We start from the raw sequence: 20613 nt of genomic DNA, 5'->3' as shown, positions 1-20613 counted from the left end.
CCGCGCCCGGGGTCAGATCCCTTTCGCAATGCGAAAGGGATCCGACCCCTGACCGGTATAATCGGGCCCTCTTCACTGCTGTGGCCGCCCCCTTGAACGACACGCCCGAACCCGTCGTCTCCGAGCTGATCGACCTGCTCACGCTGGAGCGGCTGGAGGACAACCTGTTCCGCGGGCAGAGCCGCGACATCGGCACCAAGTACGTGTTCGGCGGGCAGGTGCTGGGCCAGGCGCTGGCCGCGGCACAGGCTACGGTCGACAACGGCCGCCACGTGCACTCGCTGCACGCGTATTTCCTGCGCGCCGGCAACATCGACCACCCGATCGTCTACGACGTGGACCGCACCCGCGATGGCGGCAGCTTCTCGGTGCGCCGGGTCACCGCGATCCAGCACGGCAAGGTGATCTTCTTCTGCGCGGCCTCGTTCCAGCAGGCCGAAACCGGCGCCGAACACCAGCACAAGATGCCCGAAGTGCCGCAGCCGGAAGACATCGAGCCGAACCGGCCGCTACCGGCCGAAGTGTTGGAACGCCTTCCGATCAAGGTGCAGCGCTGGCTGTCGCGCGGCGGCCCGTTCGAATTCCGCCATGTGTACCCGCGCGATGAACTCAACCCGCCCAAGCGCCCGCCGTACCACCAGGTATGGCTGCGCCTGAGCGAGCCGGTCGGCGATGCCCCGGAGCTGCACCAGGCGCTGCTGGCCTATGCCTCCGACTTCCACCTGCTGGGCACGGCGACCTTCCCGCACGGCATCAGCTACTACCACCCGCACGTGCAGATGGCCTCGCTCGACCATGCGATCTGGTTCCACCGCCCGTTCCGCGCCGACGACTGGCTGCTGTACTCGCTGGACAGCCCCAGCGCGCAGGATTCGCGCGGCCTGGCCCGCGGCCAGTTCTTCACCCGCAATGGCGTGCTGGTGGCCAGCACCGCGCAGGAAGGCCTGATCCGCGTGGTTCCCGACCAGGCAGCGGCCGCTGCCGTGCCGGCCAAGGATTGATCCGATGCGCCAGATCTTCAGCAGCCAGCGCGTGGAAACCGTCGAAGGCGTCGCCGAGCTCCTGCGCGAGCATGGCATCGACGTCAAGGTGACCAACGGGCGCTCGTACAAGACCCGCCGCCGCGGTCAGTTCAGCTATACCGACCTGGGCAACGCCAATGCTTACCCGGCGGTGTGGATCGTGCGCGCCGACGACCAGCCGCGCGCGCGCGAAATCCTGCGCGAGGCGCGCCTGCTCGATACCACCCGTCGCGACCACCCAACCGCCGAGTTCGCCTTCCGCGACACGCCGGAACAGGGCAACAGCGGCCGCAGCTGGGCCTGGCGCATCCGCATCGCCCTGCTGGTGGTGATCGCCGGCGTGGCGCTGGTGATCGGCCTGCGCCATCGCGGTGCCCCGGCTCCGACGGCTCCGGCCCCTACCCCGCAGGCGCAGCCGCAGCCGGCGCAACCGGCCCCGCAGGCCGCACCGGAAGAGGAAGAAGTCCGGGTCCGCATCCAGCCCTCCAAGTAAGAGGCGGTGCCGGGCCATGCCCGGCGAGCACAGCGGCCTGGCAGCAAGGCCACGATTTCACCGTAACCCGTCAGGATTGGAGCCCCCTTGTTGTTCAAGGGGGCGCGCCAGCGGCGCGGGGATGAGGTGGAATGCGCGGACCGCAGATGCATCGGCATCTGCGGTCACACTTCGCGCGCGGCTCCGTCATGGGACACAATCCCAGCAGGAGAGCCGCCGCCATGACGACGTTCGCCGCATCGATCGACCAGACCCTGGAACGCGAACTGCCTGCGGCCGCTGGCGGTTGCCAGCATGCCTACGGCCGCATCGTGCTGGCCTGCCAGAACACGGTCACCGCCATCGCGCTGGCCATCACCCGCGACCGCCAGGCCAGCGAGGACATCGCCCAGGAGGCCTTCGTGAAGGGCTGGCAGCAGCTGCACCAACTGCGCAGTTCGACCAGCTTCCTGCCCTGGCTGCGGCAGATCACCCGCAACCTGGCCCGCGACTGGCTGCGCGCGCAGCGCGGCCGACCGCTGACCGGTGAGGCCGCCGAGGTAGCGATGGGCATGGCCGCCGATCCGGCCCCAGGCGCGGCCGACCGCCTGCAGCGGGTGGAAGAAGAAATCGCCGCCGAGGACATCATTTCCGCGTTGCCCGCCGACAGCCGCGAAGTGCTGCTGCTGTACTACCGTGAAGGCCAGCGCTCGCAGCAGGTCGCCGACCTGCTCGGGCTCAGCGATGCGGCCGTGCGCAAGCGCCTGTCACGCGCCCGCGCCCTCGTGCGCGACGGCCTGCTGCAGCGCTTCGGCGAATTCGCGCGCAGCAGTGCCCCGAGCGCGGCATTCGCTACGGCGGTGGTGTCGATGGTGCTGGTGGCGGCGCCCGGCACCGCCAGCGCCGCAATCCTGCTCGGCACCGGCGTCGGCATCGGCGGCAGCAAGCTCGGCCTCGGCGGTGCCAGTGCTGCCGGCGGTACCGCGATGGGATCGTTGACCGCGACGCTGGGCCAGCTGCACGTACTGCCGGCCGAAAGCTGGGCGGCGGTGATCGGTGGCGTGGTCGGTGGTGCGATCGGCAGCTATCTGGGCGGGCGCTTCCTGATGTCGTACACCGAAACGGCGTCCGAGCGCGCCGATGTGCGCCGTTTCCTCTATCTCAACATCGTCACCGGCATGTTCTGGTGCCTGGCGATCCTGCTGGCCGTGATGCTGCAGGCGCCGGTCTGGGCGCAGCTGACGGTGCTGGCGGTCGGGCTGGGCGTGGTCAACTACCAGTGCCTGGTGCCGCTGCAGCGGGTAATGGCGCCGATGATCGCGCGCGATTCGGCGCGGCGCGGGCGAACCGGCATCAACTGGAAGTTCGAATCGATGTACGGCCGCACCGGCATCGTCGCCATGAACCTGATGGTCATCGCGCTGGTGGCGTACTCACTGATGCGCAGCGGCCGCCTGTAACAGACAACGCCGGCAGTGCGCCGGCGTTGTCCTCATTCACTGCGTTGAACCTCAGCGCTGCGGCTTCGGCGCGGCGCCATCGCGCGGACCGCCGTGGCGCGGGCCAGCGTGCATCGGGCCCTTGGCGGCATCGAACTCGGCCTTGCTCAGCTGGCCGTCCTTGTTGGTGTCGGCGGCAGCGAACCAGGCATCACGACGCTGCTTCATGCGCAGCTCGCGGTCGGCCTTGTCCAGGTAGCCATCCTTGTTGAGATCAAGCTGGTCGAAGCGCGCGGCCAGGCGCGGGTCGGCCTTGGCTTCCTCGCGGCTGATGCGGCCGTCCTTGTTGACGTCCAGCTTGGCCCAGCGCTCGCCGCCGTGGCCACGGCGGCCATGCTGCCAGCGCGGCATCTCATCGCGCGACAGCTTGCCATCCTTGTTCTTGTCCAGCTCGTCGAACTTCGCGGCCAGGCGCGGGTTGGCAGCGGCTTCGCTGCGGTCGATGACGCCGTCGCCGTTGGTGTCCAGCTTGGCCGGGCGCTGCGCCGGCGTGGTCGGGGTGTCGGCCGCCAGCGCGATACCGGAAGCGGAGGTGCCGAGCAGCAGGGCCAGCAGCAGGGGGGTACGGATCATGGGTCACTCCTGGGAATGGGAATTGCGTCGGGGTGATCACTTCACCCTCGGGAGACAACAACGCCCCGGCGCGACATCGGTTGACGCCACTGCCGGTTCCATTCATCCGGCGGACAGTCGCCGCCACTGCGACAGGCTGGGGCTATGCTGTGCCCATGGCGATTCACGGCGACAGAGACGACGAACTGCGACTTTTCCAGACCGGCGAGCACCCCTGCGGGTACTGGTCGGACCGGGTGGCGCGTGACCTGGTGCTGGACCCGAACGATCGCCGCCTGGGCGGTCTGTACCCGCTGGCACTGAGCTGGGGCTTCCGCCGCAGCGGCGACCTGGTCTACCGGCCACATTGCGCACACTGCCAGGCCTGCGTGGCGGTGCGCATCCCGGTGGCGCGCTTCGCCCCGGACCGCAGCCAGCGCCGCTGTGCCGCCCGCAATGAAGACCTGGAGGTGCGGATCACCGCCGCCACCGCCCGCGACGACCTGTTCGCGCTGTACCACCGCTACCTGACCCACCGCCACGCCAACGGCGGCATGGACGACCACGGCCCGCACGAGTTCGAGCAGTTCCTGATCGGCAGCTGGTCGCACACCCGTTTCATGGAGATGCGCCTGCCCGGCCACGACGGCCAGCCCAGCCAGCTGCTGGGGGTGGCGGTGACCGACGTCACCGAGCACGGCCTGTCGGCGGTCTACACGTTCTTCGACCCGGACCACGCCGCGCGCGGGCTGGGCACCTTCGCGATCCTGCAGCAGATCGAGTGGGCGCGTCGCGAGGGGCTCCCGCACGTGTACCTGGGCTATTGGATCCGCGGCCACCAGAAGATGGACTACAAGCGCCGCTTCCATCCGCTGGAGGCCTACGACGGCCGCCGCTGGCACGATTTCGACAAGGATCTGGACGGGCGCTGACAAACCGCTGACACCGGGCCGGGTGCACAATACGGCCCATGAACGCCAAACCCCTGATTCTCGCCCTGGCCCTGCTCTGCGGCGCCACCGCCCCCGCCTTCGCCACGTCCCCTGCGATGACCGAAAAGCCGTCCGCTGCGCTGCGCCTGGCCACCTACAACACCTCGCTGTACTCCGATGAGACCGGTGGCCTGATCAAGGAACTGGAAGGTGACAGCGAGCACGCACGCAAGATCGCTGCGGTACTGCAGCAGGTGCGCCCGGACCTGGTGCTGCTGAACGAATTCGACTTCGACGATGCGCATCGCGCCGCCGACCTGTTCCAGAAGCGCTACCTGGAAGTGGCCCAGCCCGGTGGCGGCAAGCCGCTGCACTTCGCCTACCGCTACCTGGCGCCGGTCAATACGGGCGTGCCGAGCGGCCTGGACCTGGACAACAACGGCGTGGTCGGCGGCGAAGGCCGCAGCCGCGGCAACGATGCCTGGGGCTACGGCCTGCACCCGGGCCAGTACGGCATGCTGGTGCTGTCGCGCTACCCGATCGATGAAGCCAAGGTGCGCAGCTTCCAGCTGCTGAAGTGGAGCGCGATGCCGGGTGCGATCCGCCCGGTCGATCCGCGCACCGGCAAGAGCTTCTACAACGATCATGTGTGGTCGCAGCTGCGGCTGTCGTCGAAGTCGCATTGGGACGTGCCGGTGAAGACCCCGGCCGGTGTGGTCCACGCGCTGGTCTCGCACCCGACCCCACCTGTGTTCGACGGCCCGGAAAAGCGCAACGCCGCGCGCAACCACGACGAACTGCGCCTGTGGCAGGAATACCTGTCCAAGGGTGAAAAGCCGTGGCTGTGCGACGACAAGGGCCAGTGCGGCGGGCTGGCGCAAGACGCGCGCTTCGTGATCCTCGGCGACCTCAACAACGATCCGGTCGATGGCGATGGCCGCCACGAGGCGATCGTCGAGCTGATCGAGAACGCCCGCGTGCTGCGCTACCCCACCCCGCGCAGCGTCGGTGGTGAGCAGACCAGCCTGGCCTATGCCGCCAAGGGCATCGAGCGCAAGGGCGCACCGTTCCATGCCACCGGCGATTTTGGCCCGAAGTCCGGCACCATGCGCCTGGACTACGTGCTGCCCTCGACCGGTTTCGAATACGTGGGCAGCGGCATCTTCTGGCCGGCCAACGAAAGCCCGGAAGCGAAGATCGCCGACGGCAGCGACCACCATCTGGTGTGGGTGGATGTGAAGCCGTAACCGATGATGAGGGAGTACCGACCAACGGTCGGTACCCACCGGAATGCGGTAGGCGACGACCGTTGGTCGTCGCTCCTTTTTCAGGGGCGCAGTTCGACGCCGATGGCGTCGGCGGCGTCACGCGCGATGGCGCGGGCTTCGTCGATGGTTTCCGCGCGCGCCAGGGTCACGCCGACGCGGCGATGGCCATGCACGCTGGGCTTGCCGAACAGGCGCACGGCGGTGTCCGGCACCTGCAGGGCGGCGGCGACGTTGTTGAAGTACGGCACGCCTTCGCCGTGCGCCAACAGCGCGCACGAGGCCGACGGGCCGCTCTGGCGGATCACCGGGATCGGCAGGCCGAGGATGGCGCGCGCGTGCAGCGCGAACTCGCTCAGTTCCTGCGAAACAAGCGTCACCAGGCCGGTGTCGTGCGGGCGCGGCGACACTTCGCTGAACCACACCTCGTCGCCCTTCACGAACAACTCGACGCCGAACAGGCCCCAGCCGCCGAGGTCATCGGTGATCGCACGCGAGATCTCTTCGGCACGCGCCAGTGCCTTGCTCGACATCGGCTGCGGCTGCCAGCTCTCGCGGTAATCGCCGTCCTTCTGCAGGTGGCCGATCGGCGCGCAGAACGAGGTGCCGCCGGCATGGCGCACGGTCAGCAGGGTGATCTCGTAATCAAAATCGATGAAGCCTTCGACGATGCAGCGGCCCGCACCGGCGCGGCCACCGGTCTGCGCGTACTCCCAGGCCGGGGCGATGTCCGCCTCGCTGCGCAGGGTGCTTTGGCCCTTGCCCGAGGACGACATCACCGGCTTGACCACGCACGGCAGGCCGATGGCGGCCACGGCGGCCCGGTACTCGGCCTCGGTATCGACGAAGCGGTACGGCGAGGTCGGCAGGCCCAGGGTCTCGGCGGCCAGGCGGCGGATGCCTTCGCGGTCCATGGTCAGGCGGGCGGCACGCGCGGTGGGGATCACCCGCAGGCCCTGCTCCTGTTCCAGCTGGACCAGGGTTTCAGTGTGGATGGCCTCGATCTCCGGCACCACCAGGTGCGGCTGCTCCTGGGCGATCAGGGCACGCAGGGCCATCGCATCGAGCATGTCGATCACGTGCGAGCGGTGCGCGACCTGCATGGCCGGGGCATCGGCATAGCGGTCGGCGGCGATCACTTCCACGCCCAGCCGCTGCAGCTCGATGGCCACCTCCTTGCCGAGTTCGCCCGAGCCCAGCAGCAGCACGCGGGTGGCAGAGGGGGACAACGGAGTTCCAAGCTTGGCCATGGCGGTTCCAGCAGCAATGTGAAGGCGGGTGGGCATTCTAGCTGCCCGCGCACCCTGGCCATGGCATCCGACGAACGGCAGTCGAAAACTGATATCACTTTGATATCTTCATTACGAACCCTCAAGGACGTACCGCCATGAAAGAGAAGTCGCTGTCTTCGCTCAACGGCCTCGGCACGCTGGCCGGCGCCCTGCTCGTCGGCCTCGCCGGCGCCGCCCTGTTCGTGGTCGGCGTTGCGGCCAATGCCAGCACCGGCTCGCCCAACCTGCTGCTGATGCTGCTGGGCGCCCTGCTGGTGGCGCTGGGCGTGTTCATCCTGGCCGGCCTGTACACCATCCAGCCCAACCAGGCGGCGGTGCTGAGCCTGTTCGGCAAGTACGTGGGCACGGTGAAGGACAACGGCCTGCGCTGGAACAACCCCTTCTATGCCAAGCGCCGGGTCAGCCAGCGCGTGCGCAACTTCGAGAGCGGCAAGCTGAAGGTCAACGAGCTCGATGGCAGCCCGATCGAAATCGCCGCGGTGATCGTCTGGCAGGTGGTCGATGCCTCCGAGGCGGTCTACAACGTGGATGATTACGAGAGCTTCGTGCACATCCAGTCCGAATCGGCGCTACGCGCGATGGCCACCAGCTATCCGTACGACCAGCATGAGGAAGGCCAGCTGGCCCTTCGCAGCCACGCCAGCGAGATCTCCCAGCACCTGAAGAACGAACTGGCCGAGCGCCTGGCCGATGCCGGCGTGCAGGTGATAGACGCGCGCATCAGCCACCTCGCCTACGCCGCCGAAATCGCCCAGGCGATGCTGCAGCGCCAGCAGGCCAACGCGGTGATCGCCGCACGCACGCGCATCGTCGCCGGTGCGGTGGGCATGGTCGAGATGGCGCTGGCCGAACTGCAGAAGAACGGCGTGGTGCAGCTGGACGAGGAACGCAAGGCACACATGGTCAGCAACCTGCTGACCGTGCTGTGTTCGGACCGCGGCACCCAGCCGATCGTCAACGCCGGTTCGCTGTACTGAACCACCCTCGCAACGGGGCGCCCCACCGCCCCGCCAGGAGCTTGCATGAGTGAGAAGAAAGCCTACCCGCTGCGGATCAACGCCGAGGTCCTGGCCGCCGCGCAGCGCTGGGCTGACGACGAGCTGCGCAGCCTCAACGCGCAGATCGAATACGTGCTGCGCGACGCCCTGCGCAGGGCAGGACGCCTGCCGAAACCCACCCCACCGCCGGAGGACAAGGAATGAGCAAGCGCTGGAGCTACCAGACCATCGAGGTCAAGACGTCCATGATGGGCGTGCTCAAGCCAGAAGACGTGCAGACAGAACTCAGCCGCCAGGGCCAGCTGGGCTGGGAGCTGGTGAACGTCATCATCCCGGCGCCGATGTGCCCGGCGATGCTGGTGTTCAAGAAGGAAGCCTGAACCATGGGCGCCAGCGACCCGAAACAGTACGAGGTAACCGAGAGTTCGCCGTTGCGCGTGCTGTGGATCGTGCTGCCCCTGCTCGCCGCCTTCGGGGCCTGCCTGTATGCGCAGCTGTACAAGGCACCGGCGACGGCGCCCTGGATCGAAGTAACGCTGTCGCCGCCCTGGTTCCGGATGGGCGGCAGCGCCGCCTGGAGCCTGGTGGTAATCGCCGCGCTCGGCATCGGGCTGGGCGCGGCCTTCTTCCGGCGCCGGGTGGAACTGGCCGACGACGTGCTGGACGTGCGCTCGACGATGTACCGTCGGCGCGTGCCGGTCGCGCAACTGCGGCTGGACCAGGCCGAGGTGGTCGATCTCAGCCGCGACCGCCGCTATGGCATCCGCTTCAAGACCAACGGCTATGCGATGCCGGGCTTCTACTCCGGCCACTTCCGCCTGCAGGGCGGCGGCAAGGGGTTCGCCCTGGTCACCGACCGCGCGCGCGTTCTCGCCCTGCCGGTCAGCGATGGCAGCACGCTGCTGCTCAGCCTGGACCGGCCGCACGTGCTGCTGGACGCACTGCGCAAGGTGGCCGCGCCGGCGCTGCGGCAGTAAGCTGCGCCGATGCAACGACGCCCGCCCCTGCTGATCAATACCGAGACCATCGAACTGTGGCCCGCGGACCTGCTGCGTGCACGCAGCAACCTTGACGCGCGCCTGCTGTCACAGGCGCGATGGGTGCTGCGACGCAAGCGCGATGGCCGCTACCTGGCAGCCGTGCTACCGCACGGCGTACATTCGATGGTGCCGCGCCTGCCACGCGAGCCCGGGGTCGAGGACGCACTGGCGCTGCTGGATGCAGCGGCGGCACGTCCGTTCGGCGCTGCGCTGGAAGAACAATGGCTTCCACTGGCCGGCCTGCAGCAGCACCTGCAGCAGCTCGGCCTGGATGCCCAGCGCTATGCCGACGACAGCGGCCTTCCGCTGGAACCCGAACCGTGCCTGCTGCACTTCGCCGGCCGCGATCGCTTCGCCCGCCCGCTCTGGCTACGCCGTGGCGCCGCGCAGGGCTGGCGGCGGATGCGCCTGCACGCCGCGCGCGATGGCGTGGCGCTGGATGCAATCTCTGGCTTCCGCAGCCATGCCTACCAGCTGGGCATCTTCGAACGGAAACGGGCGCGCGGGCTGAGCGTGGCGGAAATCCTGAAGGTCAATGCCGCGCCAGGTTTCAGTGAACACCACAGCGGCCATGCGCTGGACATCGGCACACCGGGCGATGCCCCGGCCGAAGAATCGTTCGAAGCCACTGACGCCTTCGCGTGGCTGCGGGCCCATGCCAGCACGCACGGCTTCCAGCTGAGCTACCCGCGCGATAACCCGCACGGGATCGTCTACGAACCGTGGCACTGGTGCTGGGGACCGGCCAACGGCTGAGCCCCGCTTGGCGGCTGCAAAGCAAACTCTTTGGAGCTGTCCGCCACGGAATGGAACAAGAGAACAAAGACAAAAGCGGGTCGCTTCACTCGAAGCCTCTGCAACGGATCAGCGTGCAGCTGTTGGGTCCGCCTTCAAGCGAGCCGAGCACCGCAGGTCTGGCGAGGGCGAAGAGGTGCGGGTGTCTGAGCGCAGCGAGTTCCCGCACCGCCCCTCGATGGGCCGAGGAGCACAGGACACCGGTGCGCAGCACCGGCTCGCGGCCGGCGGCGCGTTTCTTTTGGTTACTCTTCTTTTCGCGCGAAAAGAAAAGTAACGCCCATGAACCATCACGATCGCATCGGCATGGATCGGAGCGAGAGCACTGCGACCCTCACCGCCTCAACGCATTGATCGCCAGCAGCACCCAGCCGGCCATCATGCTGGTGCCACCGATCGGCGCCATCCGCGTCGGCCACTGCCACAGCGCCCCGCCCGCCAGGCTGCCGGAAAACAGCAGTACGCCCAGCAGCAGCACATACAGCGCCAGGTGCGCGATCGCCCCTTGTGCGCGCGGCCCGAGTGCCACCAGTACTGCACCATGCGCGAACGCATACAGCGCCGCCATGTTCAGATGCTGCTGCGCCAGCGGATCGGCCACACCGTGCGACGCATAGGCAGACAGGCCGATCGAGGCAGCGGCCAACAGCGCACCCAGGCAGGCCAGCAGGGAAGGCTTGCGTGCGCGACGTTCGAGATTGAACATGAGGGCTCCTTGCGCAGCGCCCCTTGCCGGGCGCCAGATGAAAAAAAACGCGCCGCAATGAGCGGCGCGTTTTCGCGTCCAACACTACATGGGTCAGCCGAGGCTTACTTGACGGCCCAGTAGATGTCGTAGGTCGCTTCCGGGGTGAACGACTTGTCGATGCCGTCCTTCCAGGTTTCGTACGGACGGTCGATGACTTCGTTGCCCGAGGTCACGGCCCAGGCGCGCAGGCCGTTGCGGGCCACGTCCAGGCCGGCCATGTGGCCGGTGTAGGCCGCATGCGCCGAACGGTGCGGAGCCACGTGCACGTACTTGACCGGTGCGCCGCCATCGATCTTGACGGTCAGCTCCTCAGCGGTGGCACCCTCGGCACCCTTCTTCTTCACCGGCTGGGCGATGTCGAAGGCGTACTTCTCCTGGCCGAAGTCGGTGGTGATGATGCGGAACGGACCGGCGGCTTCAAGGCCATTGGCCTCCATCACGCGCTTGATCCACTCCTGGTTGTCCTTGATGGACTTGGTGATGCTGTCCTGACCGCGGTCCACGTTGCCGGCGTTGACGACCAGCAGGTTCTCGGCCGGCACGTCGACGATGGCCAGGTCGGTCAGCGGGGCTTCCGGCGTGCGGTAGTCCACGTTCGGCACGGTGGCGAGCATGTTGGCCATGCGCGACAGGCCCATCTTGATGTCGTCGCCGATCTGGCGGCTGACATACAGGCCGGCGTAACGACCGAACAGGTCGAAGCCGTACTTCACCGAGTAGTCCTGGGTGATCTTGACGTTGCGACCGCCCTTGCCGGTCGGCTCCAGGTTGAAGGTGGTGACCTTGTCGTGACCCTTGGTGGCGTCTTCGATGGCGATCACAACACGCTTGTTCTCTTCGGCTTCGGTGATCTTCCAGGAACCGGTGCCCAGGTCCTTGGAGGTGAAGTCGAGGGTGGCACCGGTACCGGAGGCCGGGCCGGACAGCTTCAGTTCAACGGCGGGATCGCGCAGTACCAGCGGGTTCCAGTCCTTGAAGCGGCGCAGGCTGCTGACCGTGTCGTACACGATCGTCATCTTGCGGTTGGTCTCGATGCTTTCGGTGATGTGACGCTCGCCCGGCAGACATACGCCAATGATGACGAACAGGCCAGCCACGATCCCCAAGGCGATCAGGAACTCGATAATACGGGTCATTCAGAGAGTCTCCGGGGCCGATCCCACGGCCGGGTTGATTGAAGCGAAGCGCCAATCCTAGCAGGCTTCGCAGGCATTGTTTATCGGGATTGGCGCACCGGTTTCCCTGCCGGCTGCGTATTTGTATGGACAAAGAATTCGAAGGGTAACGCATACCGCTGCCCGGCAAGTAGGGGGCAACCTTGGCGGGAACCCTCGGCAACCATCCAAGTCGTTGTACCTGAAGGATTTTCCTCAGACCAGCTGGAGTTCGAACGCCTTCAGGACGGCGCGCGTACGGTCGCGCACGCCCAGCTTGGAGAGGATGTTGGACACGTGGTTCTTGATGGTGCCCTCGGCCACGCCCAGCGAATTGGCGATCTCCTTGTTGGAGAAGCCGCTGGCCATCAGCCGCAGGATCTCGGTCTCGCGGTCGGTCAGCGGGTCCGGCCGGTCCAGGCTGACGAACTCGTTGCGCATGTGCTCCAGGCCGGACAGCAGGCGCTGGGTCACCGCCGGCTGCACCAGCGATCCCCCATCGGCCACGGTGCGGATGGCACCGACCAGCTGCGCCAGGGTGACATCCTTGAGCAGGTAGCCCTTGGCACCGGCCTTGAGCCCGGCCAGCACCAGCTGGTCGTCGTCGAACGTGGTCAGGATGATGGTCGGCGGCAGCTGTTCCTGCCGCGACAGCAGCTGCAGCGCCTCCAGGCCGGACATCACCGGCATGCGCATGTCCATCAGCACCACGTCGGGGCGCACCTGCGGTATCAGCTCGACCGCCTGCCGGCCGTCGCCGGCCTCGGCCACCACCTCGATGCCGTCGTCGAGCGCCAGCAGGGAGCGGATTCCCTGCCGCACCAGGGTTTGGTCGTCGACCAGGCAGACGCGAATCATCAACGCACTCCTTCAGGAACCTTGGTAAGGGCGGCCACCAGCACCGTTGCCGGCACCGTCGCCCGCAGCCGGAAGCCTTCGCCGGGACGGGTTTCGATCTGCAGCTGGCCACCACATTGTTGCAGGCGCTCGCGCATGCCGCGCAAGCCATTGCCTACATTGACCATATCCGCGCCGACGCCGTCGTCGCGGGCCTCCACCACCACCCGGTCGGGGGCTTCACGGTACACCTTGATCCACAGGTGGCGGGCGCCGGCGTGGCGCACCGCGTTGGTGATGATCTCCTGGGTACAGCGCAGCAGCACATGGGCCCGCTGCGGGTCCTCCACGTTCAGTGGATCCTCGATCTCCAGCTGGATGTCCAGCGAGGGCACGTTCTCGGTCAGCGGGCGCAACGCGGCGGCCAGATCGATGGCGCCGGTCTCGCGCAGCTGGCTGACCACTTCGCGCACGTTGCCCAGCAGCAGCTTGGCCAGCGCGTGCGAGCGCTTCACGTGATCCAGCGCCTGGCCCTCGGCCAGGTGGCCGGCGACCTCCAGGTTCAGGGTCAGCGCAGTCAGCTGGTGGCCCAGCAGGTCATGCAGCTCACGCGAAATGCGGGTGCGCTCGTTGACCCGCGCGCTCTCGGCCAGCAGCGCGCGGGTGGCCCGCAGTTCCGAATTGAGCCGGCGCTGCTCGTCGCGGGCCTCGGTCTGCTGCCGCGCGACCAGGCTGGTCACGAAGATGAACATGGAAAAGCCGCCGTACAACAGCGACTGCATCACTGCCTCAAACAGCGGGAAGCGCAGCAGCATGTAATAGACCGGCGCCACCGCCAGCTGGCTGACCAGCAGCCACAGCACCCCCAGCCGTACCGACAGCATCCACGGAATGACCCCGGCGGCCACCATCATCAGGATGCTGCCCAGGCCCGATCCGCTGAGGAAGCTGACCCCCAGCGCGGAGACCGTCAGCAACAGCAGCAGGCCGCGGTCCAGCCAGCTGGTATGGCTGTCGCTGCGCAGGATGCGGGTCAGCCAGTAATAGGCGGTACCGAAGGACAGGTAGGCGACGAACAGCAGGATCGCCCAGCCGCCCATGTCATTGCGGCTGTGCAGGTTCTCGAACTGCGAGTAAGCCAGGGGCAGGCCGACCATGACCCAGGTGAACAGGCCGGCCAGGCGGAGGACACGGGTATGGCTGAGGACTCCCAACATGCCAGCACTCTACGGGGCACGCCTGCGCACCGCACCCCACGGAAGTCATGCCCGCCCGGTCGCCTGTTCATGCCGCAGCCCACCCCGGGCATGCAATAATCGTGCGCAGGGTCCCTCGATGGACCAACCGCGTTACCCCACGGAGTCACAATGTCGATTGTCATCCGCGACGTGCGCGAGCACGAGCTCGATTCCGTCCTGGCTTTGAACAACAACGCTGGCCTGGCCATCCTTCCCCTGGATGCGGCCCGCCTGCGCCTGTTCTATGAAACCGCTGAGTATTTCCGCGTCGCCGAGCGCGACGGCAACCTGGCCGGCTTCCTGATCGGCTTCGGCAGCGACAGCCAGCACGACAGCAGCAATTTCGCCTGGTTCAAGCAGCAGCTGGACACCCCGTTCTTCTACATCGACCGCATCGTGGTCGCCAGCCGCCGCCGTGGCGGTGGCGTCGGCCGTGCGTTCTATGCCGACGCGCAGAGCTTCGCCGAGCTGCGCTACCCGCAGATGACCTGCGAAGTCTTCCTCGACCATGGCGCCGATGCCGCCCTGCTCTTCCACGGCAGCTTCGGCTTCCGCGAGCTGGGCCAGAACACCATGCCGCAGGTCGATGTGCGTGCCAGCATGCTGGCCAAGGAACTGTGCAGCTACCCATGGGTCCAGGAGACCTACGGCGACAAGCTGCCGGATGTGGCATGGACACGCGCCCGGCAGCTGCCGGCGCAGGCACAGCGGCCGACGGGGACCTGAGCGTGGCGGTGAATTTCGATTACGAACAGGCCGGTGAACTGAAGATCGGCCAGGTGGGCATCGCCAACCTGCGCATCCGCACCCTTGATGTCGAGCGCCTTGTGCAGGAAATGCGCGAGCGCGTGACCCGCGCACCGAAGCTGTTCGGCCGCGCCGCGGTGATCCTCGACTTCGGCGGCCTGAGCCAGGTGCCGGACGTGGCCACCGCGCAGGCGCTGGTTGATGGCCTGCGCAGCGCCGGCGTGCTGCCGGTGGCACTGGCCTATGGCACCAGCGCGGTCGACCTGCTCTCGCAGCAGCTCGGCCTGCCGCTGCTGGCCAAGTTCCGCGCGCAGTACGAGCGTGCCGAGGCCGAACCGGCCCCGCCGCCGCCCGCGCCGGAACCGCGCCGCGCGGCCCGTGCCGAACCGAAGCCGGCCCCGGCAACGCCGGTGGCCAAGGTGGCCGACGCTGCTGCACCGCAGCCGGGCCGCATGCAGCTGGGCAACGTGCGTTCGGGCCAGCAGCTGTACGCGGAAAACTGCGACCTGACCGTGATGGCCACCGTCGGCGCCGGCGCTGAGGTCATCGCCGATGGCAGCATCCATATCTACGGCACCCTGCGCGGCCGCGCGCTGGCAGGGGCCCAGGGCAACACCGCGGCGCGTATTTTCTGCCGTGATTTCCATGCGGAACTGGTCGCCATTGCAGGCCATTACAAGGTACTGGACGATGTCCCGGACAACCTGCGCGGCAAGGCCGTCCAGGTGTGGCTGGAACAGGACCAGATCAAGATCGCTGCGCTGGACTGACGCAGCACCCAAACAGAATCATCAGGAGAAGTCCTTTGGCTGAAATCATCGTAGTCACCTCCGGCAAGGGCGGCGTCGGCAAGACCACTTCCAGTGCGAGCCTGGCCTGCGGCCTGGCACGGCGCGGCAAGAAGGTGGCGGTGATCGACTTCGACGTCGGCCTGCGCAACCTCGACCTGATCATGGGCTGCGAACGCCGCGTGGTGTACGACTTCGTCAACGTCGTGCACGGCGAAGCCACCCTCAAGCAGGCCCTGATCAAGGACAAGCGCTTCGACAACCTGTACGTGCTGGCCGCCTCGCAGACCCGCGACAAGGACGCACTGACCCAGGAAGGCGTGGGCAAGGTCCTGAAGGACCTGGCCGCCGACGGCTTCGACTACATCATCTGCGACTCACCGGCCGGCATCGAGAAGGGCGCCTTCCTGGCGATGTACTTCGCCGACCGCGCGGTGGTGGTGGTGAACCCGGAAGTGTCGTCGGTGCGCGACTCCGACCGCATCATCGGCCTGCTCGACTCGAAGACCCACAAGGCCGAGTCCGGCCAGGACGTGCCGGCCTTCCTGCTGCTGACCCGCTACACCCCGCTGCGCGTGGAAAGCGGCGAAATGCTGAGCATCGCCGACGTCGAGGAAGTCCTCGGCCTGAAGGCGATCGGCGTGATTCCGGAATCGGGTGACGTGCTCAACGCCTCCAACAAGGGCGAACCGGTCATCCTGGATGTCGAATCCGCTGCCGGCCAGGCCTACGAAGACGCCGTCGCGCGCATCCTCGGCGAAGAACGCCCGATGCGCTTCACCAACGTCGAGAAGAAGGGCTTCTTCAGCAAGCTGTTCGGAGGGTAAGCATGGGCCTGTTTGATTTCCTCAAAGCGAAGAAGACCACCGCCGAAACCGCCAAGAACCGCCTGCAGATCATCATTGCGCAGGAACGCAGCCACCGCGGTGGCCCGGACTACCTGCCGCTGCTGCAGCGCGAGCTGCTGGAAGTGATCAAGAAGTACGTGAACATCGACGTCGATGCAGTGAAGGTCGACCTGGTGAAGGATGGCCAGCACGACGTGCTGGACATCTCCGTGGCGCTGCCTGAAGGCCCGGACAAACCCTGATGCCCTGCCCCGCCCGTGCCTGCATGGGCGGGACTGCCTGACCTGCATGACCGATACGACAACCGCCGTGGACATCACCTGCGTGGGCGACATCGCCTTCGCCGATGCGCAGTGCCTGCTCGCCGCGCATGGCCTTCGGCTGCACCACGTGGCGGCCGGTGAACCGATTCCCGGCAGCTACTGGGGCGAACCCGAGGCCGGCATCATCGCCAGCAACGTGTACGTGCGCGATGACACCCCCGTGCACTCGATGCTGCACGAAGCCTGCCACCTGATCGTGCTGCCGCCGGAGCGGCGTGCGCAGGTGCATACCGATGCCACCGACTCGGTAGCCGAGGAAGACGCGACCTGCTACCTGCAGATCGTGCTGGCCGGGCAGCTGCCCGGCGTCGGCAGCCAGCGGCTGATGGCCGACATGGATGCCTGGGGGTATACGTATCGGCTGGGGTCTACACAGGCGTGGTTCGAGCAGGACGCCGAAGACGCGAAGGCCTGGCTGATCGAACGCGGCCTGCCGGTGGCGTGATCCACCGTGAACCGGGTCAGATCCCTTTTGCTGCGCAAAAGGGATCTGACCCCAATACCCATCACCCCTGCCCTGCCAACGCGCGCAGGGTGATGCCGACGATGTAGGCCAGGTAGGTGCCGGTGGCGTAGCCCATCGTCCCCAGCAGCACGCCGACCGGCGCCAGCGCCGGATGGAACGCCGCGGCCACCACCGGTGCCGAGGCCGGTCCACCGATGTTCGACTGCGAACCGATGGCGAAATAGAAGAACGGTACCTTCAGCAGCTTGCCCAGGCACCACAGCAGCACGATGTGCACGGCGATCCAGATCAGGCCGAGCAGGAACAACCACGGCCGGTCCAGCAGCGCCAGCAGATCCATCTGCATGCCGATGCAGGCGATCAGGAAGTACAGCAGCAGCGAACCCAGCCGCGACGCGCCTGCGCCTTCCAGATTGCGGGCACGGGTGAAGCTCAGGCTCAGGCCCAATGTGGTCGACAGCACCACCACCCACACGAACGGCGCATCCAGGCTGAACTGCGGGGCCCAGCTGACGTTGGCCTTGAACCAGGCCGCCAGCGGCGCGCCGATCGCGTGCGACAGGCCGACGCCACCGAAGGCCACGGCAACGATCAGCATCAGGTCGGTGAGGCTGGGAATGCGCTCATGTTCGGCCTGGAAGCGCGCGATGCGTTCCTTCAGTTCATCGATGGCCGAGGTATCGGCACCGCTGCGCGCGTCGATCTTCGCTGCGCGCCCGGCCAGGAAGATCAGCGCGGCCATCCACACGTAACCGACACCGACATCGACCACCGCGAACTGGCCAAAGGTGGTCGCGTTGACGTCGAACACTTCGCGCATCGCCAGCATGTTGGCGCCGCCGCCGATCCAGCTGCCCGCCAGCGCGGCCATGCCGGCCCAGGTATCACCGGCCACGGTGTCGGGATGGATCGCGCGCATCAGCAGGAACGCCACCACCGCACCGAGCATGATGCTGGCCGAGGCGCCCAGGTACATCAGCACCAGCTTCGGGCCGAGCCGCAGGATGCCCTTGATGTCCACCGCCAGGGTCAGCAGGATCAGCGCCGCCGGCAACAGGATGTCGCGCGCGATCGGGTTGTAGAGCCGGGTGTTCTGGCCGTCGATCAGGCCGACGGTGTTGTAGATGCCGGGAATCAGGTAGCACAGCAGCAGCGCCGGCACGAAGGTGTAGACGCGTTTCCACAGCCCCTGCTCGCGCGAGGCGGTCCAGAACACGGCGCCGAGGGTGGCGGCGATCAAACCGAAGACGACGATGTCGTTCTGGATCAGGGCGGTCGAGGGCATGCAGGCGCTCTGGGTAGAGCCGAGCCATGCTCGGCTGCTGTTGGCTGGAGGTGTGCCGACCAACGGTCGGCGCCCACCGGCGGGAACATCTGCACCCACCGGTAAAGCAGATGGTGAAACAAAAGCGCCGCCCCGGAGGGCGGCGCTGCAGTCATCAGTTGCCGATGTGCTGCTTCAGCCAGGCATTGACGGTGTCATGCCACAGGATGCTGTTGTTCGGCTTCAGCACCCAGTGGTTCTCGTCCGGGAAGTACAGGAATTTCGATTCGATGCCCTGGCGCTGGGCGGCGGTGAACGCGGCCAGGCCCTGCTCGACCGGAATGCGGAAGTCCTGCTGGCCATGGATGACCAGGATCGGCTTCTTCCAGTCCGCCACGTGGTTGACCGGATTGAACTTCTCGTAGTTCGCCGCCTTCTGGTACGGCGTACCGCCCTGTTCCCACTCGGTGAACCACAGTTCTTCGGTGGCATAACCCATCATGCGCTGGTCGAACACGCCGTCATGGTTGACCAGGCACTTGAACGGGCTGTTCCAGTTGCCGGCGATCCAGTTGACCATGAAGCCGCCGTAGCTGGCACCCAGCGCACAGGCCTTGTCACCGTTGAGGAAGGAATACTTCTTCAGCGCCGCGTCCCAGCCCTTCTGCAGGTCTTCCAGCGGGCGGTCGCCCCAGTGCTGGCTGATCGCATCGGTGAAGGCCTGGCCATAGCCGGTGGAACCGTGGAAGTCGATCATCACCACGGCGTAGCCCTGGCCCGCATAGGTCTGCGGGTTCCAGCGGTAGCTCCAGCCGTTGCCGAAGCTGCCCTGCGGGCCACCGTGGATCAGGAACGCGACCGGGTACGACTTGCCTTCCTGGTAGTTGTGCGGCTTGACCACGTAGCCATGCACGGTGTCGTTGTTCCAGCCCTTGAACTCGAACTGTTCGTAGTCGCCGAAGCTCACGTCCTTGAGCACCTCACCGGCGGCCGGGGTCAGCGCGCGCAGTTCACCGATGGCTTCGCCCGCGGCCGGCAGCAGGCCGACCAGCACCTGGTCGTTGCTCTTCAGGCTGTTGCGGGTGATCGCCACGCTGTTGCCGGCCACGTCGACCGAGGTCACGCTGCCGTCGCCGATCAGCTTGGTGGCCTTGCCGCTGGCCACGTCGATCTGGAACAGCGGGTGCTCGCCGAGGTCATCGGCGGTGGTGTAGATGCTGGCGCCATCGGCAGACAGGGTGATGCCGCCGGCCGAACGATCCCACTGCGGGGCGATCTCGCGGGTCTTGCCGCTGGCCACGTCCATCGCCATCAGGCCGAAGCGGTCGGCCTCGAAGCCCGGGCGCTTCATCGCGCGATAGAACAGGGTCTTGCCGTCGGCGCTGAACACCGGGCCGGCATCCCAGGCCGGGTTGGCGGCGGTCAGGTTGACCGGCGCCTGCTTGCCGGCGGCGTCGAAGCGGTACAGGTCGAAGTTGGTCGACCACGGCTCCTGCTTGCCGGCCACGCGGATGCTGGCCACCACGCTGGCGCCATCCGGCGACCACGCGAAATCATCATTGCCACCGAACGGCTTGGACGGCGCATCCCCATCGATGGTCGCGCTCAGCGCCGAAGCGCCCTTGACCGCGCCGGCCTTGGCCGTCGGCAGCGGTGCGACGAACAGGGTGTTGCGGCGGCCGTCGTTCCAGGTATCCCAGTGGCGCACGAACAGCGAATCCCACACCTGGCCGCTGGCCTTGGCGTCCTTCTTTTCCTTCAGCTTCTTTTCGGTGCATGCCAGGTCCGAGGCACAGGCCTGGAACACGCCGGCACTGAACAGCACGCGGTCGTCCTGCGGCGACACGTGGTAGCTGTCCACGTCGACCGGGAAGTCGGTCAGCTGGCGCGGGGTGCCGCCGTTGATCGGCTGCGCGTACAGCTGCTGGCTGCCGTTCTTGGCGCTGAGGAAGTACACGGTCTGGCCATCGGCCGACAGCGAAGCGGAATTGACGCTCCAGCCGGCCGGGGTGATCTGCTTCGGCGGCGCCGCATCGCGGGTGCGCAGGTTGCGCGCGAACAGCGCGGTGGAGGCCTTCAGGTTGGCATCCACGCTGCGCTTGGCGAACACCACGGTGCCGCCGTCAGCGGTCAGTACCGGCGCGGAGACGCGGTCCATGGCCACCATGTCGCGGACTTCCAGGCCACGGGCAGCGGCGACGCTGGGCAGGGCGGCCAGCAGGCTCAGTGGCAGCAGGGCATGACGCAGTTTCATCGGGGTCTCCGCAGGACGGCAAAAAACCGATGGTAGGCCCGGGCGGCCGGGGCTGCCAAGGCCATCGGTCATGGCTGCC

At 67.2% G+C, this 20613-nt stretch carries 23 protein-coding genes; 15 read left to right on the top strand and 8 right to left on the bottom strand.

The genetic code is table 11. From position 1 onward, the window contains the following. Positions 1–80 precede the first annotated feature (80 nt). The 3 genes from tesB to B9Y82_RS04020 all read left to right on the top strand — a co-directional run bounded on the left by tesB (position 81) and on the right by B9Y82_RS04020 (position 2954). Positions 81–1001, top strand: a complete 921-nt coding sequence (tesB, locus tag B9Y82_RS04030) for an acyl-CoA thioesterase II (RefSeq protein WP_004148214.1) — start codon at positions 81–83, stop codon at positions 999–1001. Between the two features lie 4 nt (positions 1002–1005). Then, positions 1006–1515 (top strand): pathogenicity-like protein, encoded by a 510-nt coding sequence (locus tag B9Y82_RS04025; RefSeq protein WP_100471635.1) that lies wholly within the window; start codon positions 1006–1008, stop codon positions 1513–1515. A gap of 221 nt (positions 1516–1736) precedes the next feature. Then, positions 1737–2954, top strand: a complete 1218-nt coding sequence (locus B9Y82_RS04020) for an RNA polymerase sigma factor (protein WP_100471634.1) — start codon at positions 1737–1739, stop codon at positions 2952–2954. A gap of 51 nt (positions 2955–3005) precedes the next feature. Here the strand turns inward: B9Y82_RS04020 and B9Y82_RS04015 are convergent, their stop codons facing one another. Continuing rightward, positions 3006–3566, bottom strand: coding sequence for an EF-hand domain-containing protein (locus tag B9Y82_RS04015; RefSeq protein WP_100471633.1), 561 nt, complete (start codon positions 3564–3566; stop codon positions 3006–3008). A 155-nt stretch (positions 3567–3721) separates the two neighbouring features. Here B9Y82_RS04015 and B9Y82_RS04010 point away from each other — a divergent pair, with 155 nt between their 5' ends. Both B9Y82_RS04010 and B9Y82_RS04005 read left to right on the top strand, forming a co-directional pair. Continuing rightward, positions 3722–4477: an arginyltransferase gene (locus B9Y82_RS04010; RefSeq protein WP_100471632.1), complete on the top strand. Its 756-nt coding sequence runs from the start codon at positions 3722–3724 to the stop codon at positions 4475–4477. A 38-nt stretch (positions 4478–4515) separates the two neighbouring features. Further along, on the top strand, positions 4516–5724 hold the full coding sequence (locus tag B9Y82_RS04005; protein WP_100471631.1) for an endonuclease/exonuclease/phosphatase family protein: 1209 nt from the start codon (positions 4516–4518) through the stop codon (positions 5722–5724). A gap of 80 nt (positions 5725–5804) precedes the next feature. Here the strand turns inward: B9Y82_RS04005 and purT are convergent, their stop codons facing one another. Continuing rightward, on the bottom strand, positions 5805–6992 hold the full coding sequence (gene purT / locus B9Y82_RS04000) for a formate-dependent phosphoribosylglycinamide formyltransferase (protein ID WP_046985246.1): 1188 nt from the start codon (positions 6990–6992) through the stop codon (positions 5805–5807). Positions 6993–7129: 137 nt separating this feature from the next. On the opposite strand from purT, the gene B9Y82_RS03995 reads away from it, so the two are divergent. From B9Y82_RS03995 to B9Y82_RS03975, 5 genes are read left to right on the top strand one after another with little or no spacing between them, the layout of a single operon-like run. After that, positions 7130–8011, top strand: a complete 882-nt coding sequence (locus tag B9Y82_RS03995; protein WP_100471630.1) for an SPFH domain-containing protein — start codon at positions 7130–7132, stop codon at positions 8009–8011. Between the two features lie 45 nt (positions 8012–8056). Beyond that, the gene (locus tag B9Y82_RS03990) at positions 8057–8236 is read left to right on the top strand and encodes an Arc family DNA binding domain-containing protein (protein WP_100471629.1); all 180 of its coding nucleotides are present in this window, start codon (positions 8057–8059) and stop codon (positions 8234–8236) included. Next, positions 8233–8412, top strand: coding sequence for a DUF4177 domain-containing protein (locus tag B9Y82_RS03985; RefSeq protein ID WP_100471628.1), 180 nt, complete (start codon positions 8233–8235; stop codon positions 8410–8412). Before B9Y82_RS03990 ends, B9Y82_RS03985 begins: the two co-directional genes overlap by 4 nt. Before the next feature lie 3 nt (positions 8413–8415). After that, entirely contained in the window at positions 8416–9009 is a 594-nt protein-coding gene (locus tag B9Y82_RS03980) for a PH domain-containing protein (RefSeq protein ID WP_100471627.1), read from the top strand. Positions 9010–9018: 9 nt separating this feature from the next. Then, entirely contained in the window at positions 9019–9828 is an 810-nt protein-coding gene (locus B9Y82_RS03975) for a M15 family metallopeptidase (RefSeq protein WP_100471626.1), read from the top strand. 373 nt (positions 9829–10201) lie between these two features. Here B9Y82_RS03975 and B9Y82_RS03970 read toward each other — a convergent pair whose 3' ends face one another. The 4 genes from B9Y82_RS03970 to B9Y82_RS03955 form a co-directional block, all read right to left on the bottom strand. Continuing rightward, positions 10202–10573, bottom strand: a complete 372-nt coding sequence (locus B9Y82_RS03970) for a DUF423 domain-containing protein (protein WP_100471625.1) — start codon at positions 10571–10573, stop codon at positions 10202–10204. Between the two features lie 104 nt (positions 10574–10677). Then, a complete protein-coding gene (locus tag B9Y82_RS03965; protein ID WP_100471624.1) occupies positions 10678–11751 on the bottom strand; it encodes an SRPBCC family protein in 1074 nt (357 codons plus the stop codon). Between the two features lie 234 nt (positions 11752–11985). Then, a complete protein-coding gene (locus B9Y82_RS03960; RefSeq protein WP_100471623.1) occupies positions 11986–12627 on the bottom strand; it encodes a response regulator in 642 nt (213 codons plus the stop codon). Then, a complete protein-coding gene (locus B9Y82_RS03955; RefSeq protein ID WP_100471622.1) occupies positions 12627–13823 on the bottom strand; it encodes a sensor histidine kinase in 1197 nt (398 codons plus the stop codon). The genes B9Y82_RS03960 and B9Y82_RS03955 overlap by 1 nt, the downstream gene beginning before the upstream one ends. Positions 13824–13973: 150 nt before the next feature. Between B9Y82_RS03955 and B9Y82_RS03950 the strand changes: the two genes are divergently transcribed. The 5 genes from B9Y82_RS03950 to B9Y82_RS03930 are packed head-to-tail and all read left to right on the top strand — an operon-like array spanning position 13974 to position 16995. Continuing rightward, a complete protein-coding gene (locus B9Y82_RS03950) occupies positions 13974–14570 on the top strand; it encodes a GNAT family N-acetyltransferase (protein WP_014036357.1) in 597 nt (198 codons plus the stop codon). Further along, positions 14516–15361 carry a septum site-determining protein MinC gene (gene minC / locus B9Y82_RS03945; RefSeq protein WP_100471621.1) on the top strand — a complete coding sequence of 282 codons (846 nt, stop codon included), beginning with the start codon at positions 14516–14518 and terminating at the stop codon, positions 15359–15361. Before B9Y82_RS03950 ends, minC begins: the two co-directional genes overlap by 55 nt. A gap of 35 nt (positions 15362–15396) precedes the next feature. Next, positions 15397–16206: a septum site-determining protein MinD gene (gene minD, locus B9Y82_RS03940; protein ID WP_005415682.1), complete on the top strand. Its 810-nt coding sequence runs from the start codon at positions 15397–15399 to the stop codon at positions 16204–16206. 2 nt (positions 16207–16208) lie between these two features. Continuing rightward, positions 16209–16469, top strand: coding sequence for a cell division topological specificity factor MinE (gene minE / locus B9Y82_RS03935; protein ID WP_005408532.1), 261 nt, complete (start codon positions 16209–16211; stop codon positions 16467–16469). A 46-nt stretch (positions 16470–16515) separates the two neighbouring features. Beyond that, complete coding sequence (locus B9Y82_RS03930; protein ID WP_032961355.1) at positions 16516–16995, top strand: hypothetical protein; 480 nt, start codon at positions 16516–16518, stop codon at positions 16993–16995. A 61-nt stretch (positions 16996–17056) separates the two neighbouring features. Here B9Y82_RS03930 and B9Y82_RS03925 read toward each other — a convergent pair whose 3' ends face one another. Next, positions 17057–18301, bottom strand: coding sequence for a DUF819 domain-containing protein (locus B9Y82_RS03925; protein ID WP_100471620.1), 1245 nt, complete (start codon positions 18299–18301; stop codon positions 17057–17059). Between the two features lie 154 nt (positions 18302–18455). Next, on the bottom strand, positions 18456–20534 hold the full coding sequence (locus tag B9Y82_RS03920; RefSeq protein ID WP_100471619.1) for an alpha/beta hydrolase family protein: 2079 nt from the start codon (positions 20532–20534) through the stop codon (positions 18456–18458). Positions 20535–20613: the final 79 nt, after the last annotated feature.

Source organism: Stenotrophomonas maltophilia, assembly GCF_002799155.1.
Taxonomy (GTDB): domain Bacteria; phylum Pseudomonadota; class Gammaproteobacteria; order Xanthomonadales; family Xanthomonadaceae; genus Stenotrophomonas; species Stenotrophomonas maltophilia_R.
The sequence above is the reverse complement of the archived record's forward strand: the minus strand, read 5'-3'. Positions and strand labels throughout refer to the sequence as shown.

Bases quoted from the DNA above. Each gene is read 5' to 3' on its own strand.
- B9Y82_RS03985 (WP_100471628.1), top strand. From the start codon at position 8,233: ATGAGCAAGCGCTGGAGCTACCAGACCATCGAGGTCAAGACGTCCATG.
- B9Y82_RS03925 (WP_100471620.1), bottom strand. From the start codon at position 18,301: ATGCCCTCGACCGCCCTGATCCAGAACGACATCGTCGTCTTCGGTTTG.
- B9Y82_RS03955 (WP_100471622.1), bottom strand. From the start codon at position 13,823: ATGTTGGGAGTCCTCAGCCATACCCGTGTCCTCCGCCTGGCCGGCCTG.
- B9Y82_RS03960 (WP_100471623.1), bottom strand. From the start codon at position 12,627: ATGATTCGCGTCTGCCTGGTCGACGACCAAACCCTGGTGCGGCAGGGA.
- B9Y82_RS03920 (WP_100471619.1), bottom strand. From the start codon at position 20,534: ATGAAACTGCGTCATGCCCTGCTGCCACTGAGCCTGCTGGCCGCCCTG.
- B9Y82_RS03990 (WP_100471629.1), top strand. From the start codon at position 8,057: ATGAGTGAGAAGAAAGCCTACCCGCTGCGGATCAACGCCGAGGTCCTG.
- B9Y82_RS03975 (WP_100471626.1), top strand. From the start codon at position 9,019: ATGCAACGACGCCCGCCCCTGCTGATCAATACCGAGACCATCGAACTG.
- B9Y82_RS04025 (WP_100471635.1), top strand. From the start codon at position 1,006: ATGCGCCAGATCTTCAGCAGCCAGCGCGTGGAAACCGTCGAAGGCGTC.
- B9Y82_RS03930 (WP_032961355.1), top strand. From the start codon at position 16,516: ATGACCGATACGACAACCGCCGTGGACATCACCTGCGTGGGCGACATC.
- minC (WP_100471621.1), top strand. From the start codon at position 14,516: ATGGACACGCGCCCGGCAGCTGCCGGCGCAGGCACAGCGGCCGACGGG.
- B9Y82_RS04020 (WP_100471634.1), top strand. From the start codon at position 1,737: ATGACGACGTTCGCCGCATCGATCGACCAGACCCTGGAACGCGAACTG.
- B9Y82_RS03980 (WP_100471627.1), top strand. From the start codon at position 8,416: ATGGGCGCCAGCGACCCGAAACAGTACGAGGTAACCGAGAGTTCGCCG.
- B9Y82_RS03970 (WP_100471625.1), bottom strand. From the start codon at position 10,573: ATGTTCAATCTCGAACGTCGCGCACGCAAGCCTTCCCTGCTGGCCTGC.
- B9Y82_RS04010 (WP_100471632.1), top strand. From the start codon at position 3,722: ATGGCGATTCACGGCGACAGAGACGACGAACTGCGACTTTTCCAGACC.
- B9Y82_RS04005 (WP_100471631.1), top strand. From the start codon at position 4,516: ATGAACGCCAAACCCCTGATTCTCGCCCTGGCCCTGCTCTGCGGCGCC.
- B9Y82_RS04015 (WP_100471633.1), bottom strand. From the start codon at position 3,566: ATGATCCGTACCCCCCTGCTGCTGGCCCTGCTGCTCGGCACCTCCGCT.
- B9Y82_RS03965 (WP_100471624.1), bottom strand. From the start codon at position 11,751: ATGACCCGTATTATCGAGTTCCTGATCGCCTTGGGGATCGTGGCTGGC.
- minE (WP_005408532.1), top strand. From the start codon at position 16,209: ATGGGCCTGTTTGATTTCCTCAAAGCGAAGAAGACCACCGCCGAAACC.
- B9Y82_RS03950 (WP_014036357.1), top strand. From the start codon at position 13,974: ATGTCGATTGTCATCCGCGACGTGCGCGAGCACGAGCTCGATTCCGTC.
- B9Y82_RS03995 (WP_100471630.1), top strand. From the start codon at position 7,130: ATGAAAGAGAAGTCGCTGTCTTCGCTCAACGGCCTCGGCACGCTGGCC.
- purT (WP_046985246.1), bottom strand. From the start codon at position 6,992: ATGGCCAAGCTTGGAACTCCGTTGTCCCCCTCTGCCACCCGCGTGCTG.